Genomic DNA, 17,548 nt, shown 5'->3' with positions numbered 1-17,548 from the left:
GGGGCGCCTTGGCGCCGGGGCCACAACGGGTTCGTAACGGAAGGCGGCGGCCCTTTAGACTGCGGGCGTGACCGAGAACTCTTCGCAGCGCCCCCCGAGCGGGCCGAACAGCCACCCCGAACTGCCGACCCAGTACGCGCCGGCCGACGTAGAGGGGCAGCTGTACGAGCACTGGGTAGAGCGCGGTTACTTCGAGGCGGACGCGAAGAGCGGCAAAGAGCCCTACACCATTGTCATCCCGCCCCCCAATGTGACCGGCTCGCTCCACCTCGGCCATGCCTTCGAGCACACGATCATCGATGCGCTCACCCGGCGCAAGCGAATGCAGGGCTTTGAGACGCTCTGGCAGCCCGGTATGGACCACGCCGGTATCGCCACGCAGAACGTGGTCGAGCGCGAGCTGGCCAAGGAGGGCGTCTCCCGCCACGACCTGGGACGCGAGGCGTTCGTGGAGCGCGTGTGGCGGTGGAAGCGCGAGTCCGGTGGGCAGATCTCCGGCCAGATGCGGCGCCTGGGCGACGGCGTCGCCTGGAACCGTGAGCGCTTCACCATGGACGAGGGGCTCTCCAAGGCCGTCCAGACGATCTTCAAGCGGCTCTACGAGGACGAGCTGATCTACCGCGCCGAGCGCATCATCAACTGGTGCCCGCGCTGTCTCACGGCCATCTCGGACATCGAGGTGGAGTACGACGACGACGACGGCGAGCTCGTCTCGATCCGGTACGGCGAGGGCGACGCGTCCATCGTCGTGGCGACGACCCGTGCCGAGACGATGCTCGGCGACACCGCGGTCGCCGTCCACCCCGACGACGAGCGCTACCGCCACCTCGTCGGCACCGAGATCGAGCTGCCGCTCACCGGCCGCCGGATCCCCATCGTCGCCGACGAGCACGTCGACCCCGAGTTCGGCACCGGCGCGGTCAAGGTCACCCCGGCCCATGACCCGAACGACTTCGAGATCGGGCAGCGGCACGGCCTGCCGAACCTGACCGTCATGGACGAGCACGCGGTCATCACCGCCCACGGCCCCTTCCAGGGCCTGGACCGCCTGGAGGCGCGCAGCGCCGTCGTCGGCGCCCTGCGCGCCGAGGGCCGGATCGTCGCCGAGAAGCGCCCGTACACCCACTCCGTGGGCCACTGCTCGCGCTGCAAGACGACCATCGAGCCGCGGCTGTCCATGCAGTGGTGGGTCAAGGTCGGCCCGCTGGCCAAGGCGGCGGGCGACGCGGTCCGCGACGGCCGGGTGAAGATCCACCCCGAGGACATGTCGAAGCGCTACTTCGACTGGGTCGACAACCTCCACGACTGGTGCATCTCGCGCCAGCTGTGGTGGGGCCACCGCATCCCGGTCTGGTACGGGCCGAACGGCGAGGTCGTCTGCGTCGGACCGGACGAGGAGCCGCCGGGCGGCGAGGGCTGGCACCAGGACAGCGACGTCCTGGACACCTGGTTCTCGTCCGGACTGTGGCCGTTCTCCACGCTCGGCTGGCCCGAGCGGACCGAGAGCCTGGAGAAGTTCTATCCGAACTCGGTCCTGGTCACCGGCTACGACATCCTCTTCTTCTGGGTCGCCCGGATGATGATGTTCGGCCTGTACGCCATGGACGGCACCCCGCCGTTCCACACCATCGCGCTGCACGGCATGGTCCGTGACCAGTTCGGCAAGAAGATGTCCAAGTCCTTCGGCAACGCGGTCAACCCGCTGGACTGGATGGACACCTATGGATCGGACGCGGTCCGCTTCACCCTGGCCCGGGGCGCCAACCCCGGTGTGGACGTCCCGATCGGCGAGGACTGGGTCCAGGCGTCCCGGAACTTCGCCAACAAGATCTGGAACGCGACCCGCTTCGCGCTGATGAACGGCGCGACGGTCGAGGGCGAACTGCCCGCCCCCGAGCGGCTGTCCGCCACCGACCGCTGGATCCTGTCCCGGCTGAACGCGGTGGTCGCCGAGGTCGACGCGTACTACGAGGACTACCAGTTCGCCAAGCTCTCCGACGTCCTCTACCACTTCGCGTGGGACGAGGTCTTCGACTGGTACGTCGAGCTGTCCAAGACCACCTTCGCCAAGGGCGGTGCGGAGGCCGACGCCTCGCGGCGCGTCCTCGGCGAGGTCCTGGACGTCACGCTGCGGCTGCTGCACCCCGTGGTCCCGTTCGTCACCGAGAAGCTGTGGACCTCGCTGACCGGTCAGGAGTCCGTCGTCATCGCCGACTGGCCCCAGGACAGCGGCTTCCGGGACGAGGCGGCCGAGCGGGAGATCGAGAACCTCCAGCAGGTGGTCACCGAGGTCCGCCGGTTCCGCGCCGACCAGGGCCTCCAGCCCGGTCAGCGGGTTCCGGCCCGGCTGGAGCTGTCCGGCACCTCGCTCGCCGCCCATGAGGACGCGATGCGCTCCCTGCTGCGCCTCCAGCCGGCCGGTGAGGGCTTCACGGCCACCGCCTCGCTGCCGGTCGCGGGCGCGACCGTGGCGCTGGACCTGTCCGGTGCGATCGACGTCGAGGCCGAGCGCAAGCGGCTGGCCAAGGACCTCGCCGCGGCCGAGAAGGACAAGGCGCAGACGACCGCGAAGCTGTCCAACGAGGGCTTCCTGGCCAAGGCCCCCGACCATGTCGTGGAGAAGATCCGCACCCGGCAGGCGACCGCCGAGGCCGATATCGCCCGGATCACCGCCCAGTTGGCGGCCCTCCCCCAGGGCTGACCGAGTTCGACCGTGCCGAGCGCCCCCACCGGATTCCGGTGGGGGCGCTCATGTGTGATACGCGTGGAGTGTCCCACAGCAAGCTCACAGGAATGCCCCATCGGGAACCAAACCCAGCCTTCCAGGAGTTATCCGCCCGTACGTCCCGGAAGGAGCTTCACCCTCCATGAACAAGCCGCTGCGCAGGGCCTCCGTCTTCTCCCTGCTGCTGGTGATGGCCCTGCTGATCTGGGTCACCTATGTGCAGTTGGCCAGAGGCAGCAGCCTTCGGGACAACGAGCACAACAGCCGTGTGGCCATCTCCGAGTACGCCGGGCCGCTGGGCGACATCCTGGTCGGAGGCGAGCCGGTCACCGGCTCCGCCGCCACCCAGGGCAATCTGAAGTACAAGCGCACCTACACCGACGGGAAGCTCTACGCACCGGTCACCGGCTATGCCTCCCAGTCCTACGGCAGCACTCAGCTGGAGGCGTTGGAGCGGCAGGTCCTCGACGGCTCCGACAGCCGGCTGAAGAACCCGCTCCAGGCGGTGACGCGGGAGCGGTCCAAGCCCGGCGATGTGATCACCACGATCGATCCGGCCGTGCAGAAGGCCGCCTACGAGGGGCTGGGGAACAAGACCGGCGCGGCCGTGGCGATCGACCCGGAGACCGGCGAGGTGCTCGCTCTGGCCAGCACGCCCTCGTACGACCCCGGCAGCTTCGCGGGCTCCTCCTCGGCGGACCAGAAGGCGTGGAGCGCGCTGCAGAAGGACAAGAAGCAGCCCATGCTGAACCGCGCGCTGCGCCAGACGTACCCGCCGGGCTCGACCTTCAAGGTCGTGGTCGCCGCCGCCGCGCTGGAGAACGGGCTGTACTCGTCGGTGGACGAGCCCACCAAGAGCCCGGACCCGTACCGGCTGCCGGGCACGGTGACCGATATGCACAACGAGAGCAGTTCGGCGCCCTGCGAGAACGCGACGATACGCACCGCCCTGGAGTACTCGTGCAACACGGTCTTCGCGAAGATGGCCGTGGACCTGGGCCAGTCCAAGGTGGCGGCGCAGGCGAAGAAGCTGGGCTTCGGCGACTCCGAGCTGGACATCCCGGTGCGCGCCGCGAAGAGCGTCTACCCGAGCGGGATGAACGACTCGCAGACGGCGCTGAGCGGCATGGGCCAGTTCGATGTGAACGCGACCCCGCTGCAGATGGCGATGGTCTCCTCGGCCGTCGCGAACGACGGCAAGCTGATGACCCCGTACGAGGTCGACCGCACCACGGACGGCAGCGCGTCCGCCCTGGACCGCACCTCGGCCAAGACCTACAGCCGGGCGATGTCCGAGCACACCGCGTCCGAGCTGCGGTCCGCGATGCGGACGGTGGTGGAGCAGGGCACCGGGACCAACGCGAAGATCCCCGGGGTGACGGTGGGCGGCAAGACCGGCACCGCCCAGCACGGTGAGAACAACAGCGCCAACCCGTACGCGTGGTTCATCAGTTACGCCGACGCGGGCGACGGCCACAAGGTCGCGGTCGCGGTGGTGGTCGAGGACAGCGACGCGGCCCGCGCCGACATCTCCGGCGGCGGTCTGGCGGGGCCGATCGCCAAGGCGATGATGAAGGCGGCGCTGTCGTAGCCGGGCCGCTCACGGCGATCCGTTCCGGCCACCCGTGGGGCTGCCGTCGCCTGTCGGACCTCCCTCGTAGACTGGTCGGCGTGAGCGAGGAGCGCCCCCAGAACGAGTCCGACGAGTTCGATGAGATCGTCGGAGCCGAGACCGACCGCGACCCCGATCTGGCGGTGATCGAGGCCGGCAGCCGGACGCTGCGCGCGCAGTCCGGGCCGCCGCAGGGGGACGGCATCCCGTCCCGCCCGGCCGATCCCGAGGTGGACCGCGCGCTGCGCGAGGTGGAGGGCGCGCTGGCCGGGCGCTGGCCGGAGACCAAGCTCGACCCGTCGCTGGTGCGGATCGAGGCGCTGATGGACATCCTCGGCTCGCCGCAGCGGGCCTATCCCTCGATCCACATCACCGGGACCAACGGCAAGACCAGCACCGCTCGCATGATCGAGTCGCTGCTGGGCGCCTTCGAGCTGCGCACCGGCCGCTACACCAGCCCGCACGTCCAGTCGATCACCGAGCGGATCAGCCTGGACGGGGCGCCGATCTCCGCCGAGCGGTTCATCGAGACCTACCAGGACATCCAGCCGTACCTCGAGATGGTCGACGCCCAGCAGGAGCACCGGCTGTCCTTCTTCGAGGTGCTCACCGGCATGGCGTACGCGGCCTTCGCGGACGCGCCCGTGGACATCGCGGTGGTCGAGGTCGGCATGGGCGGCTCCTGGGACGCCACCAATGTGATCGACGCGGGCGTCGCGGTGATCACGCCGATCTCGCTCGACCACACCGACCGGCTCGGCACCACTCCGGAGCAGATCGCCACGGAGAAGGCCGGCATAGTGAAGCAGGACGCCACCGTGGTGCTCGCGCAGCAGCCGGTGGAGGCCGCCTCCGTGGTGCTCAAGCGCGCCGTCGAGGTGGACGCCACGGTCGCCCGTGAGGGCATGGAGTTCGGCGTGCTCTCCCGGGAGGTCGCGGTCGGCGGCCAGCTGCTGACCCTGCGCGGACTCGGCGGGGAGTACCCCGATGTCTTCCTCCCGCTGCACGGCGCCCACCAGGCGCACAACGCGGCGGTGGCGCTGGCGGCCGTCGAGGCGTTCTTCGGCATCGGCACCCAGCACGCCCGCACGCTCGACATCGACACCGTCCGCTCCGCCTTCGCCTCCGCGACCTCGCCCGGCCGGATGGAGGTCGTGCGCCGCAGCCCCACCGTGGTGCTGGACGCCGCGCACAACCCCGCGGGGGCCCGCGCGGCGGCCGAGGCGGTCACCGAGTCCTTCGGTTTCAGCAGGCTGGTCGGTGTGGTCGGGGCGAGCGACGACAAGGATGTGCGGGGTCTGCTGGAAGCCTTCGAGCCGATCTTCGCCGAGGTCGTGGTGACCCGGAATTCCAGCCATCGCGCGATGGACCCGGACGAGCTGGCCGCGGTCGCCGTCGAGGTCTTCGGCCCGGACCGGGTCCAGGTCGAGCCGCGGCTGGACGACGCCCTGGAGGAGGCCATCACCCTGGCGGAGGAAGAGGGCGAATACGCCGGAGCGGGGGTTCTGGTGACCGGGTCGGTGATCACGGTCGGCGAGGCCCGGCTGCTTCTGGGAAAGGGCTGATATGCGAACGCTGTGCGCTTCCACTCTCATCGGGGAGTTCTTCGTGATCGGCTTCGCCGGGCTGGTCGCGATGAAGACGTCCGGGCTGTCCATGGGCACCGTCTGGACGGTCTGCGGGATCGCCATGGCTCTGTGTGTGCTGCTGTGCGGGCTGCTGAGCCGTCCGGGGGCGGTGCAGATCGGCTGGGCGGTGCAGATCGGCCTGGTGCTGAGCGGCTTCGTGGTGTCCACGATGTTCTTCCTCGGCGCGATCTTCGCCGGGCTGTGGTGGGCCTCGGTCCACTTCGGCCGCAAGGTCGACGAGGCGAAGGCGCGGTTCGCCGCGTCCTCGGCCGCTTCACCTGACGCTGCGTAACGTGGTCGTGGTCCGCCCATGTAGCCTCTGCTCCACAGCCCCACTCGCACGTCATGTCCCAAAGGAGCCCGCACCGTGAGCCAGCGCACGCTCGTCCTTCTCAAGCCCGACGCCGTCCGACGCGGTCTGGTGGGCGAGATTCTGGGGCGGATCGAGAAGAAGGCGGGCTGGACGATCAGCGCCCTCGAGCTGCGTCAGCTGGACCGAGAGGTCCTGGAGCAGCACTACGCCGAGCATGTCGGCAAGCCGTTCTACGAGCCCCTGGTGGAGTTCATGGCCTCCGGTCCGGCCGTGGCGCTGGTCGTCGAGGGCGAGCGGGTGATCGAGGGCGTCCGGGCGCTGGCCGGGCCGACCGATCCGATCGCCGCCGCGCCGGGTTCCATCCGTGGCGATTTCGGCACCATCGTTCGGGAAAATCTGATCCATGCCTCGGACTCGGCGGAGTCCGCCGAGCGGGAAATCAAGATTTTCTTTCCCGGTCTCGCCTGATCCCGATCCGATCGTTCACTGATCGGCCATCAGTTTGATCATCAGCTTGCCTTACCCCTGCTGACCTGGGGGCGGTCGAATTACCCGGCCGCCCCTTGGCATATGCGACCCGATCGGGGGAACGCGTCTCCGCGACACGTCGTCACCATAAGAGCAGGCGGGGTCGTGTTCTGCTGACAATGGCGGAGGACCCCCGCAGCGTGTTCGAGCGGGCGTGACTACGATGAGAGCTTCCGCGCCTCGCAGCGCATACCCATCCTGCCGACCTCAAGCAAGCAATCGCTCCAGCAGGGAAGGCCTGACGTATCCTCATGGGGAACAACATGTCGTTCATCGGCCGTGACATGGCTGTCGACCTCGGGACCGCCAACACGCTGGTGTACGTCAGGGGCCGCGGGATCGTCCTCAACGAGCCATCCGTCGTCGCCATCAACACCAACACCGGCGGAATTCTCGCCGTGGGCGCCGAGGCGAAGAAGATGATCGGCCGCACCCCTGGCAACATCGTCGCTGTGCGTCCGCTCAAAGACGGCGTCATCGCCGACTTCGAGATCACCGAGCGGATGCTGCGCTACTTCATCCTGAAGATCCATAAGCGCCGCTATCTCGCCCGGCCCCGTGTGGTGGTCTGTGTGCCGTCCGGTATCACCGGAGTCGAGCGCCGTGCCGTCATCGAGGCGTCCACCCAGGCGGGCGCCCGCCAGGTGCACATCATCGAGGAGCCCATGGCCGCGGCCATCGGCTCCGGCCTTCCGGTCCACGAGGCCACCGGAAACATGGTCGTGGACATCGGCGGCGGCACCACCGAGGTCGCCGTCATCTCGCTGGGCGGCATCGTCACCGCCCAGTCCATCCGGGTGGCGGGCGATGAGCTGGACAACGCGATCATCCAGCACATCAAGAAGGAGTACAGCCTGCTGCTCGGCGAGCGCACCGCCGAGAACATCAAGATCACCATCGGTTCGGCGTTCGAGAGCGACGAGGAGGAGCACACCGAGATCCGCGGCCGTGACCTCGTCAGCGGGCTCCCCAAGACCGTCGTGATCTCCGCCGCCGAGGTCCGCAAGGCCATGGAGGAGCCGGTCAACTCGATCGTCGACGCGGTCAAGACCACCCTCGACAAGTGCCCTCCGGAGCTCTCCGGCGACGTCATGGACCGCGGCATCGTGCTCACCGGCGGCGGCGCGCTGCTGCGCGGCCTCGACGAGCGGCTGCGCCGCGAGACCGGCATGCCGATCCACATCGCCGAGGACCCGCTGGACTCCGTCGCGCTCGGGTCCGGCAAGTGCGTGGAGGAGTTCGAAGCGCTCCAGCAGGTGCTGGACGCCCAGCCCCGCAGATGACAACCCGGCGGACCGGCCGTACGGGTGGATGGCCGCCCGTGCGGCGGAACGCTGATATACAGGCATAAGGCTCCCCTGGACCGGCCGGACACCACATCACCGCATTCGGTCCGACTTCGACGAGGAAGGCACGTCGCCGCACGTGAGGGACACACGAGAGAGCCGGCTGCTCCTGGTGCTGCTGGTCGCCATCGCGTTCGCGCTGATCACGGTGGATATCCGCGGCGGCGAGGACTCCCCCCTCGACGGCGCCCGTCAGGCCGCCGCTTCGGTTTTCGGGCCGGTGGAGGACAGCGTCGCGTCCGCCGTGGACCCGGTCGGCAACGCCGTCGCGGCCGTACGGGAATCCGGTGACCGGCACGACCGGATCCGTCGGCTGGAGGAGGAGAACACCAAGCTCAAGCAGCGGCTCGGCAGCGACGACCGCAACCGCGCCCGCTCCGCCGAGCTCGACAAGCTGCTCAGGACCGCGGGCGCCGGCCAATACGGCATCAAGGGCGCGCAGGTCATCGGCATCGGCGCCGCCCAGGGCTTCTCCTGGACCGTCACCATCGACATGGGCAGCGATGACGGCATCCGCCGCGACATGACCGTCATCAACGGCGACGGACTGGTCGGCCGGGTCACCACGGTGGGCGCCTCGACCTCGACCGTACTGCTCGCCATCGACCCGGACTTCACCGTCGGCACCCGGATGGAGGGGTCGGGCGAGCTCGGCTTCGCCACCGGGCGCGGCGACCGTTCGCTGCACGTACAGCTCCTCAACGGAAAGGCCCGGATCAAGAAGGGCGACCGAATGGTCACCTTCGGCTCCCAGGCCGACAAGCCGTTCGTCCCCGGGGTTCCGGTCGGCAAGGTCGTCCGCGTCGATCCCACCGGAGGGGACCTCACCCGCACGCTCCAGGTGCGCCCGTACGTCCAATTCAGCAAGCTGGACATCGTCGGGGTCGTCGTCCAGCCGCCGCGCGACAACCCGCGCGACACCGTGCTGCCGCCCAAGCCCGCGAAGCCCAAGCCGACGCCCACGGTCACCGTCACGGCCAACCCCTCCGCCACCGCCACGAGCCCGGCCGCCAACAGGAGCTGACCGATGCTGCACCTCAACCGGATCGTCCTGTCGACCTGCCTGGTGGTCTTCGCGCTCGTCGTCCAGGTCTGTGTGCTGGCCCGGCTCCAACTGCCCGGCGCCGTCCCGGACCTGCTGCTGCTCGTCGTGCTCGGCCTCGCGCTGGTCTACGGCCACACCGGCGGTGCGCTCATCGGCTTCGGCGCGGGGCTGCTCGCCGACCTCGCCCCGCCCGCCGACCACGCCGTCGGCCGCTACGCCCTGGTGCTGTGCGTCATCGGCTATCTGGCGGGGCTCGCCAAGCCGGAGACCGGGCAGCTGAGGTCGGCCACCGGGCCGATGCTGGTGGTCGTGGCGGCGGCCGTCGGTGCCACGCTGCTGTACGCGGGGGTCGGCATCCTGGTCGGCGACGACGCCGCCCGTCAGGTGGGCCTGAGCAAGCTGCTGTTCACCGCCGCCCTCTACGACCTGCTGCTGGCGCCCTTCACGGTGCCGCTGATCATGGGGCTGGCCAGACGGAGCGAGAACGATCCGATGGCCGACAGCGCGGGCGGCGGCGGTGAGAGCCCGTCCCGCTGGATCAGCACCGCGGGCGGTGTCAGCACCGGCCGGGCCGGCCGGATGAGCCGGCTCAGGCGTCCGGGCCGGGCGGCCCGGATCGGCAGCCAGCGCGGCGGGCTGCTGGCCCGCGCGGGGAAGAACAGGACGGCACGCATCAAGGGGGTCAAGCGCCTGTGAACACCGCCCTCCCGTCGCCCGCTGCCCTCAGGGGGGCGTCATGAGCAACATTCCCGAGACGGGACGGACCACCCGGGTCACCGTCCGGCTCGTCGCCCTCCAGATCCTGGTCTTCTCGCTGCTGCTGACCCTCGGCGGACGTCTGTGGTACCTCCAGATCCGCAACGGCGACCAGTACACCGCCGAGGCCGCCAACAACCACGTCCAGCAGGTCGTCCACCCCGCCGTGCGCGGCTCGATACTGGACGCCCGGGGGGTGCCGCTCGCCGACAACGAAACCCGTCTCGTGGTCTCCGCCAGCCGCACCGAGCTGATGAAGATGCCGGACGACGGCAAGGCCGTCCTCACCCGTCTCGCCGACGTCCTGGGCATGAAGCCCAAGGACGTCATGGACAAGGTCCGGCTGTGCGACGCCAAGACCCCGCAGCCCTGCTGGAACGGTTCCCCCTACCAGCCCATCCCGATCACCGACGAGGCCAGCGCCAAGCAGGCGCTGCAGATCCGCGAGCGCGAGGAGGACTTCCCCGGCATCAGCGCCGAGCCCACCGCCGTGCGCCGCTACGCCGCGCCCGCCGGCTCCAACGCCGCCCAGGTGCTCGGTTATCTCTCCCCGGTCACCGATGAGCAGATAAAGAAGGCCGAGGACACCAAGTCGCCGCTGCTCCGCTCCGACCAGGTGGGCAGCAACGGCCTCGAAGCCCAGTACGACAGCGAGCTGCGTGGCAAGGCGGGGGTGACCCGTTACGAGGTCGACAACCTCGGCCGTGTCATCGGCCAGCGGGAGAGCCAGCAGGCCCGTCCCGGCGACAACGTGGTCACCAGCATCGACTCCCGCGTCCAGGCGGTCGCGGAGAAGGAGCTGGCCCAGGCGATGAAGGACGCCCGCAAGCAGTTCGACAAGAACACCGGCCGCAACTACAAGGCGGACTCGGGCGCGGTGGTGGTCATGGAGGCCAAGACCGGCCGGGTGGTGGCCATGGCGTCCAACCCGACGTACGACCCCAACGCCTGGGTCGGCGGCATCTCCGGCAAGGACTACGCGAAGCTCACCGGCAAGAACTCCAACTATCCGCTGCTGAACCGGGCGATCCAGGGCCAGGCGGCCCCCGGCTCGATCTTCAAGGTGGTGCCCACGACCGCCGCGGTCAACGCCGGCTACTCCTTCAACGGCCCCTACGCCTGCACCAGCTCGTTCAACATCGGCAGCCAGGTCTTCAAGAACTTCGAGTCCGAGAACTACGGCGGGATCAGCCTCGGCCGCGCGCTGGAGGTCTCCTGCGACACCGTCTTCTACCGCATCGCCTACGACGAGTGGAAGAAGGACGGCGGCAACAAGCCCAAGAAGAACCCGGGGGACTGGTTCTACAAGACCGCCCACCAGTTCGGCCTCGGCAAGGAGACCGGCATCGACCTCCCCAACGAGGTCACCGGCCGGGTCCCGGACCGCCAGTGGAAGAAGGACTACTGGGAGGCCAACAAGGACGCCTGGTGCAAGAGCGGCAAGAAGGACGGCAACTACGGCCAGCGGATCGCCTACGAGAACTGCCTCGAGGGGATGAAGATGCGCGCCGGTGACTCGGTGAACTACTCCATCGGCCAGGGCGACACCCTCGTCACCCCGATCCAGATGGCCACCATCTACGCGGCGATCAGCAACGGCGGAACGCTCTACGACCCCACCATCGGCAAGGCGATCGTCAGCCCCGACGGCAAGGACGTCCAGGAGATCAAGCCGACGTCGCACGGCAAGCTGCCGATGAGCGGCACGCTGCGCAAGCAGATCGACAGCGCGCTCGCGGGCGTCGCCACCCAGGGCACCGCCGCCTGGCGGTTCCAGGGCTGGCCGCAGGACAAGATCCCGATGCATGCCAAGACCGGTACCGCGGAGGTCTACGGCAAGCAGACCACGTCGTGGTTCGCGACGTACACCAAGGACTACTCGATCGTCATGACGATCTCCCAGGGCGGCACCGGCTCCGGTGCCTCCGGTCCCGCCGTGCGCAAGATCTACAACGCGCTGTACGGGGTCGATGCCAAGGGCAACATCGACCAGAAGAAGGCGCTGCTGCCCAAGCCGCAGGCCAGCCTGCCGAAGATCTCCTCGGACGGCTCCATCGAGGCCGAGCCCCTCGGCAAGCAGTTCGAGGCGGCCGGCCGGGACCGGCGGCGGGGGACGGATTCGTGAGCGACGCACGCGCGGCCGCCGGGCCGCAGGTGATGGCGAAAGCCGCACCTCTGCGCCGCGCGGGCGGAGAAGCGAACGGGAGGCAGACGTGAGCGACGCACGCGCGGCCGCCGGGCCGCAGGTGATGGCGAAAGCCGCACCTCTGCGCCGCGCGGGCGGCAGTGACATGGGCCGCTGGCGCGGCGGGGCGAACGGGAGGCAGACGTGAGCGACGCACGCGCGGCCGCCGGGCCGCAGGCGAGGGCGAAAGCCGCACCTGCGCGCCGCGCGGGCGGCAGTGACATGGGCCGCTGCCGCGGCGGGGCGAACGGGAGGCAGACGTGAGCGCTTCCACGCATGGGTATGCCGTCCGGCGCTTCACCCCGGAGCGCGGCACCTGGAGCAAGCTCATGGCGCGCGACTCGGTCGTCCGCCGCCTCGACTGGGTGCTGCTGCTCACCGCGCTGGCCCTGTCCGCCATCGGCGGCGCGCTCGTCTACTCCGCCACCCGCAACCGCACCGAGCTCAATCAGGGCGATCCGTACTACTTCCTGGTCCGGCACGCCCTCAACACCGGGATCGGGCTGGTGCTCGCCATCGGCACCATCTGGCTGGGCCATCGCACCCTGCGCGGCGCGGTCCCGGTCCTCTACGGCCTGTCCGTCGTCCTCGTCCTCGCCGTGCTCACCCCGCTGGGCTCGACGATCAACGGCGCGCACGCGTGGATCGTGGTCGGCGGCGGCTTCTCCCTGCAACCGGGTGAGTTCGCCAAGATCACGATCATCCTGGGCATGGCGATGCTGCTGGCCGCGCGCGTGGACGCCGGGGACCGGCTCATCCCGGACCACCGCACCGTCGTCCAGTCGCTCGGCCTGGCCGCGCTGCCCATCGCGATCGTGCTGCTGATGCCGGACCTCGGCTCGGTGATGGTCATGGCGGTGATCGTGCTCGCCGTGCTGCTCGCCTCCGGCGCCTCCAACCGCTGGATCGCGGGGCTGATCCTCGCGGCCGTGGTCGGCGCGCTGCTCATCTGGCAGCTGCACGTCCTCGACCAGTACCAGATCGACCGCTTCGCCGCCTTCGCCAACCCCGCGCTCGACCCGTCCGGGGTCGGCTACAACACCAACCAGGCGCGGATCGCGATCGGCTCGGGCGGTCTCACCGGTAAGGGGCTCTTCCACGGCACCCAGACCACCGGTCAGTTCGTCCCCGAGCAGCAGACCGACTTCGTCTTCACGGTCGCGGGGGAGGAGCTCGGCTTCCTCGGCGCCGGACTGATCATCGTGCTGCTGGGGATCGTGCTGTGGCGCGCCTGCCGGATCGCGCGTGACACCACGGAGCTGTACGGGACCGTCGTCGCGGCCGGGATCATCGCCTGGTTCGCCTTCCAGGCGTTCGAGAACATCGGGATGACGCTGGGCATCATGCCGGTGGCCGGTCTGCCGCTGCCGTTCGTCTCCTACGGCGGGTCCTCGATGTTCGCCGTATGGATCGCGATCGGACTGTTGCAGTCCATCCGGGTGCAGCGGCCCGTCTCCGCTTAAGGAGCTCAGGGCTGATAAGTCCGAATTCGGGTACGAGACCTCCATGGTGGACACGAAGCAGGAGATCGAACGCAAATACGAGGCCACCGCCGAGGAAGCCGGTCCGTCCGGGCGACCCGACCTGCCGGGTCTGCCCGAGCTGACCGGGGCGGGCCCGGTCGCGACCGTGGTGAGCCGGGGTGTCGCCACCCTCGAGGCCACCTACTACGACACCCCCGGGCGCCGGCTGCTGGCCGACGGCATCACCTTGCGCCGCCGCACCGGCGGCGATGACGAGGGCTGGCATCTGAAGCTGCCGGTCGGCCCGGACACCCGGGAGGAGCTGCACGCGCCGCTCGGCGGCGAGGTGCCCGCCGAGATGGCCGCGCTGCTGCGCTCCCGGGTCCGCCACGACCCGCTGCGCCCGCTCGCCCATCTGCACACCGAGCGGGACCGCAAGGACCTGGTGGCCGCCGACGGCACCGTGCTCGCCGAGGTGTCCGTCGACCGCGTGACGGCCCGGCGCCTGGCGCCCGAGGACGGCGAGCCGGTGCGGTGGACCGAGGTCGAGGTCGAGCTCGCCGAGGGCCGGGGCCATGACGAGCGGCTGCTCGACGCGGTCGAGACGCGGCTGTGCGACGGCGGTCTGCACCGCGCCGACAGCCCCTCCAAGCTCGCCAAGGCCCTGGCCGAGACGGAGAGGGGCGCGGTCGCGGCCGAGACCGGCGGAGGCGGCGGGCCGGGCCGGTCCGCCGGACCGGGGAAGCCCGCGAAGCCCGGGAAGCCGGAGAAGGCGGGGAGGCTGGGGAGGCTGGGGAGGGCGGAGAAGCCGGAGAGGGCAGGGAAGCCCGCGAAGGCCGGGAAGCCCGTCAAGCCGGGGAAGCCCGCGAAGACCGCCCGTGAGGTCGAACAGGCCGCGCCGGCGGCCCGGCGGCCGCTCGGCGCCGACGACGTCGTCCTGGACTATGTGCGCCGCCAGCTCGACGCCCTGGTGCGGCTCGACCCCGCCGTGCGCCGCGACCTGCCGGACGCGGTGCACCGGATGCGGGTCGCCACCCGCCGGCTGCGCAGCGCCTTCCGCTCCTACCGCAAGGTCCTCGACCGTACGGTGACCGATCCGGTCGGCGACGAGCTGAAGTGGCTGGCCGGTGAGCTCGGCGTGGAACGCGACCGCGAGGTGCTCACCGAGCGGCTCGCGGGCCGTCTCGCCGAGCTGCCGGACGACCTGCGGCGCGGCCCGGTGCGGGACCGGCTGCGCCACTGGTCGCGGGGGCGGCGCGACGGCGCCCGCGCGACCGTCCTGCGCGCGCTGGACAGCGAGCGCTATCTCACGCTCCTGGACACCCTCGACGCCCTGGTGGCCGATCCGCCGCTGCGCCCCGCCGCCGCGAAACCGGCCGGGCCGGTGGCCGCCAAGGCCGTGCTGCGCGACTACGAGCGGCTCGCCGGCCGGGTGGCCACCGCCCTTAAGACGCCCCCGGGACCGGACCGCGACGTCGCCGTCCACCAGGCCCGCAAGGCCGCCAAGCGGGTCCGCTACGCCGCCGAGACGGCCCGGCCCGCGCTCGGCAAGCCCGCCAAGAAGTTCGCCCGCCGGATGCGGGCCGTGCAGGACGTGCTCGGCGACCACCAGGACAGCGTCGTCGCGCGCGAGGCGCTGCGGACGCTGGCGGCCCAGGCCCACGGCGCGGGGGAGAGCGACTTCACCTTCGGGCTGCTCCACGGGCGCGAGGAGGCGCGGGCCGCCGCCCGCGAGCGTGAGCTGCCCGGACTGTGGGCCGAGGTCTCCCGTCCCGAGCACCGGGCGGCCCTGGGGGCCTGATCCATGGCCGAGGGACCCCGGCGGGGCAGGTACGCTTGAGGGTCACCCCTGTCAGCTCACGAAAGTCCGCGATGTCTGTCGAGTCGGTCTTCCCACAGCTCGAGGCCCTGCTGCCGCATGTGCAGAAGCCCATCCAGTACGTAGGCGGTGAGCTCAATTCCACCGTCAAGGACTGGAACTCCTGCGACGTCCGCTGGGCGCTCATGTACCCCGACGCCTATGAGGTCGGGCTGCCCAACCAGGGCGTCATGATCCTCTACGAGGTCCTCAACGAGCGCGAGGGCGTGCTCGCCGAGCGCACCTACAGCGTGTGGCCGGACCTCGAGGAGCTGATGCGCCAGCACAACGTGCCGCAGTTCACCGTGGATTCGCACCGCCCGGTGTCGGCGTTCGACGTCTTCGGCGTCTCCTTCTCCACCGAGCTGGGATACACCAACCTGCTCACCGCGCTCGACCTCGCCGGCATCCCCCTGGACGCCGCGGACCGCACCGAGGACCACCCCGTCGTGGTCGCGGGCGGCCACGCCGCGTTCAACCCGGAGCCGATCGCGGACTTCATCGACTGCGCGGTGATCGGCGACGGTGAGCAGGCCGTGCTCGACATGACCGAGATCATCCGCGCCTGGAAGGCCGAGGGCCGTCCGGGCGGCCGGGACGAGCTGCTCTTCCGGCTCGCCCGCACCGGCAGCGTCTACGTCCCGAAGTTCTACGACGTGGAGTACCTGGCCGACGGGCGGATCTCGCGTGTCGTGCCGAACCGCTCGGGAGTGCCGTGGCGGGTGTCCAAGCACACCGTCATGGACCTCGACGAGTGGCCGTACCCCAAGCAGCCGCTGGTGCCGCTGGCCGAGACCGTCCATGAGCGGATGTCGGTGGAGATCTTCCGCGGCTGCACCCGCGGCTGCCGGTTCTGCCAGGCCGGCATGATCACCCGCCCGGTGCGCGAGCGGTCGATCACCGGGATCGGCGAGATGGTCGACAAGGGACTGAAGGCCACCGGCTTCGAGGAGGTCGGACTGCTGTCGCTGTCCTCGGCCGACCACACCGAGATCGGCGACATCGCCAAGGGCCTCGCCGACCGGTACGAGGAGGACAAGATCGGCCTGTCCCTCCCCTCCACCCGGGTGGACGCCTTCAACATCGACCTCGCCAATGAGCTGACCCGCAACGGACGCCGCTCCGGCCTCACCTTCGCCCCCGAGGGCGGAAGTGAGCGCATCCGTAAGGTCATCAACAAGATGGTCTCGGAAGAGGACCTCATCCGTACGGTGGCCACCGCGTACGGCAACGGCTGGCGGCAGGTGAAGCTGTACTTCATGTGCGGTCTGCCCACCGAGACCGACGACGACGTGCTCCAGATCGCCGACATGGCGACCAAGGTCATCGCCAAGGGCCGCGAGGTGTCCGGCAAGAACGACATCCGCTGCACCGTCTCGATCGGCGGGTTCGTCCCCAAGCCGCACACCCCCTTCCAGTGGGCGCCGCAGCTGAGCGCCGAGGAGACCGACGCCCGGCTGGAGAAGCTGCGCGACAAGATCCGCGGCGACAAGAAGTACGGCCGCTCCATCGGCTTCCGCTACCACGACGGCAAGCCCGGCATCGTCGAGGGCCTGCTCTCGCGCGGCGACCGCCGGGTGGGCGCGGTCATCCGCGCCGTCTACGAGGACGGCGGTCGCTTCGACGGCTGGCGAGAGCACTTCTCGTACGACCGGTGGATGCAGTGCGCCGAGCGGACCCTGCCCGCATTCGGCCTCGACGTCGACTGGTACACCACGCGCGAGCGCACCTACGAGGAGGTCCTGCCCTGGGACCACCTCGACTCGGGGCTCGACAAGGACTGGCTCTGGGAGGACTGGCAGGACTCCCTCGACGAGACCGAGGTCGAGGACTGCCGCTGGACCCCCTGCTTCGACTGCGGCGTCTGCCCGCAGATGCAGACCGAGATCCAGATCGGCCCCACCGGCCGGAAGCTGCTTCCGCTCTCGGTGAAGTAGCCGTTGTCGGTGACGTAGCCGTGCGGTGGCCGTCCGGCCACCCTCCGCTCACCGGGTCGCCCACAAAGTAGGCTGGAAGACACCGGGGCCCCAGCGGCCCTGGTGTTCGACCGCAAGGAAGTACAAGGAGACAGTCCCCTGGGCAAGCGACA

The 17,548-nt window shown here is 70.1% G+C and carries 12 protein-coding genes; all 12 read left to right on the top strand.

Annotated features, from left to right (window positions below; genetic code table 11):
* Window positions 1-67 precede the first annotated feature (67 nt).
* The 12 genes from PS467_RS15065 to PS467_RS15010 all read left to right on the top strand — a co-directional run bounded on the left by PS467_RS15065 (window position 68) and on the right by PS467_RS15010 (window position 17,396).
* A complete protein-coding gene (locus PS467_RS15065; protein ID WP_311035709.1) occupies window positions 68-2,701 on the top strand; it encodes a valine--tRNA ligase in 2,634 nt (877 codons plus the stop codon).
* A gap of 166 nt (window positions 2,702-2,867) precedes the next feature.
* On the top strand, window positions 2,868-4,316 hold the full coding sequence (locus PS467_RS15060) for a peptidoglycan D,D-transpeptidase FtsI family protein (protein ID WP_311035708.1): 1,449 nt from the start codon (window positions 2,868-2,870) through the stop codon (window positions 4,314-4,316).
* Window positions 4,317-4,396: 80 nt separating this feature from the next.
* Window positions 4,397-5,902, top strand: coding sequence for a bifunctional tetrahydrofolate synthase/dihydrofolate synthase (gene folC, locus PS467_RS15055; protein ID WP_311035707.1), 1,506 nt, complete (start codon window positions 4,397-4,399; stop codon window positions 5,900-5,902).
* Window position 5,903: 1 nt separating this feature from the next.
* On the top strand, window positions 5,904-6,257 hold the full coding sequence (locus PS467_RS15050; protein WP_268972016.1) for a DUF4233 domain-containing protein: 354 nt from the start codon (window positions 5,904-5,906) through the stop codon (window positions 6,255-6,257).
* 75 nt (window positions 6,258-6,332) lie between these two features.
* Complete coding sequence (gene ndk, locus PS467_RS15045; RefSeq protein WP_137977951.1) at window positions 6,333-6,746, top strand: nucleoside-diphosphate kinase; 414 nt, start codon at window positions 6,333-6,335, stop codon at window positions 6,744-6,746.
* A 323-nt stretch (window positions 6,747-7,069) separates the two neighbouring features.
* On the top strand, window positions 7,070-8,089 hold the full coding sequence (locus PS467_RS15040; protein ID WP_268976960.1) for a rod shape-determining protein: 1,020 nt from the start codon (window positions 7,070-7,072) through the stop codon (window positions 8,087-8,089).
* Between the two features lie 142 nt (window positions 8,090-8,231).
* Window positions 8,232-9,176, top strand: coding sequence for a rod shape-determining protein MreC (mreC, locus tag PS467_RS15035; RefSeq protein WP_311035706.1), 945 nt, complete (start codon window positions 8,232-8,234; stop codon window positions 9,174-9,176).
* 3 nt (window positions 9,177-9,179) lie between these two features.
* On the top strand, window positions 9,180-9,893 hold the full coding sequence (gene mreD / locus PS467_RS15030) for a rod shape-determining protein MreD (protein WP_432280584.1): 714 nt from the start codon (window positions 9,180-9,182) through the stop codon (window positions 9,891-9,893).
* A gap of 40 nt (window positions 9,894-9,933) precedes the next feature.
* Window positions 9,934-12,078: a penicillin-binding protein 2 gene (gene mrdA / locus PS467_RS15025; RefSeq protein WP_311035705.1), complete on the top strand. Its 2,145-nt coding sequence runs from the start codon at window positions 9,934-9,936 to the stop codon at window positions 12,076-12,078.
* 389 nt (window positions 12,079-12,467) lie between these two features.
* Entirely contained in the window at window positions 12,468-13,601 is a 1,134-nt protein-coding gene (gene rodA / locus PS467_RS15020; protein WP_311039860.1) for a rod shape-determining protein RodA, read from the top strand.
* A gap of 43 nt (window positions 13,602-13,644) precedes the next feature.
* The gene (locus PS467_RS15015; RefSeq protein ID WP_311035704.1) at window positions 13,645-15,402 is read left to right on the top strand and encodes a CYTH and CHAD domain-containing protein; all 1,758 of its coding nucleotides are present in this window, start codon (window positions 13,645-13,647) and stop codon (window positions 15,400-15,402) included.
* Between the two features lie 71 nt (window positions 15,403-15,473).
* A complete protein-coding gene (locus tag PS467_RS15010; protein WP_311035703.1) occupies window positions 15,474-17,396 on the top strand; it encodes a TIGR03960 family B12-binding radical SAM protein in 1,923 nt (640 codons plus the stop codon).
* Window positions 17,397-17,548: the final 152 nt, after the last annotated feature.

The sequence above is a fragment of the Streptomyces luomodiensis genome (assembly GCF_031679605.1).
In the GTDB taxonomy this organism is placed as follows: domain Bacteria; phylum Actinomycetota; class Actinomycetes; order Streptomycetales; family Streptomycetaceae; genus Streptomyces; species Streptomyces luomodiensis.
Note: the sequence above shows the minus strand (reverse complement) of the source record. Positions and strands in the feature narration are given on the sequence as shown.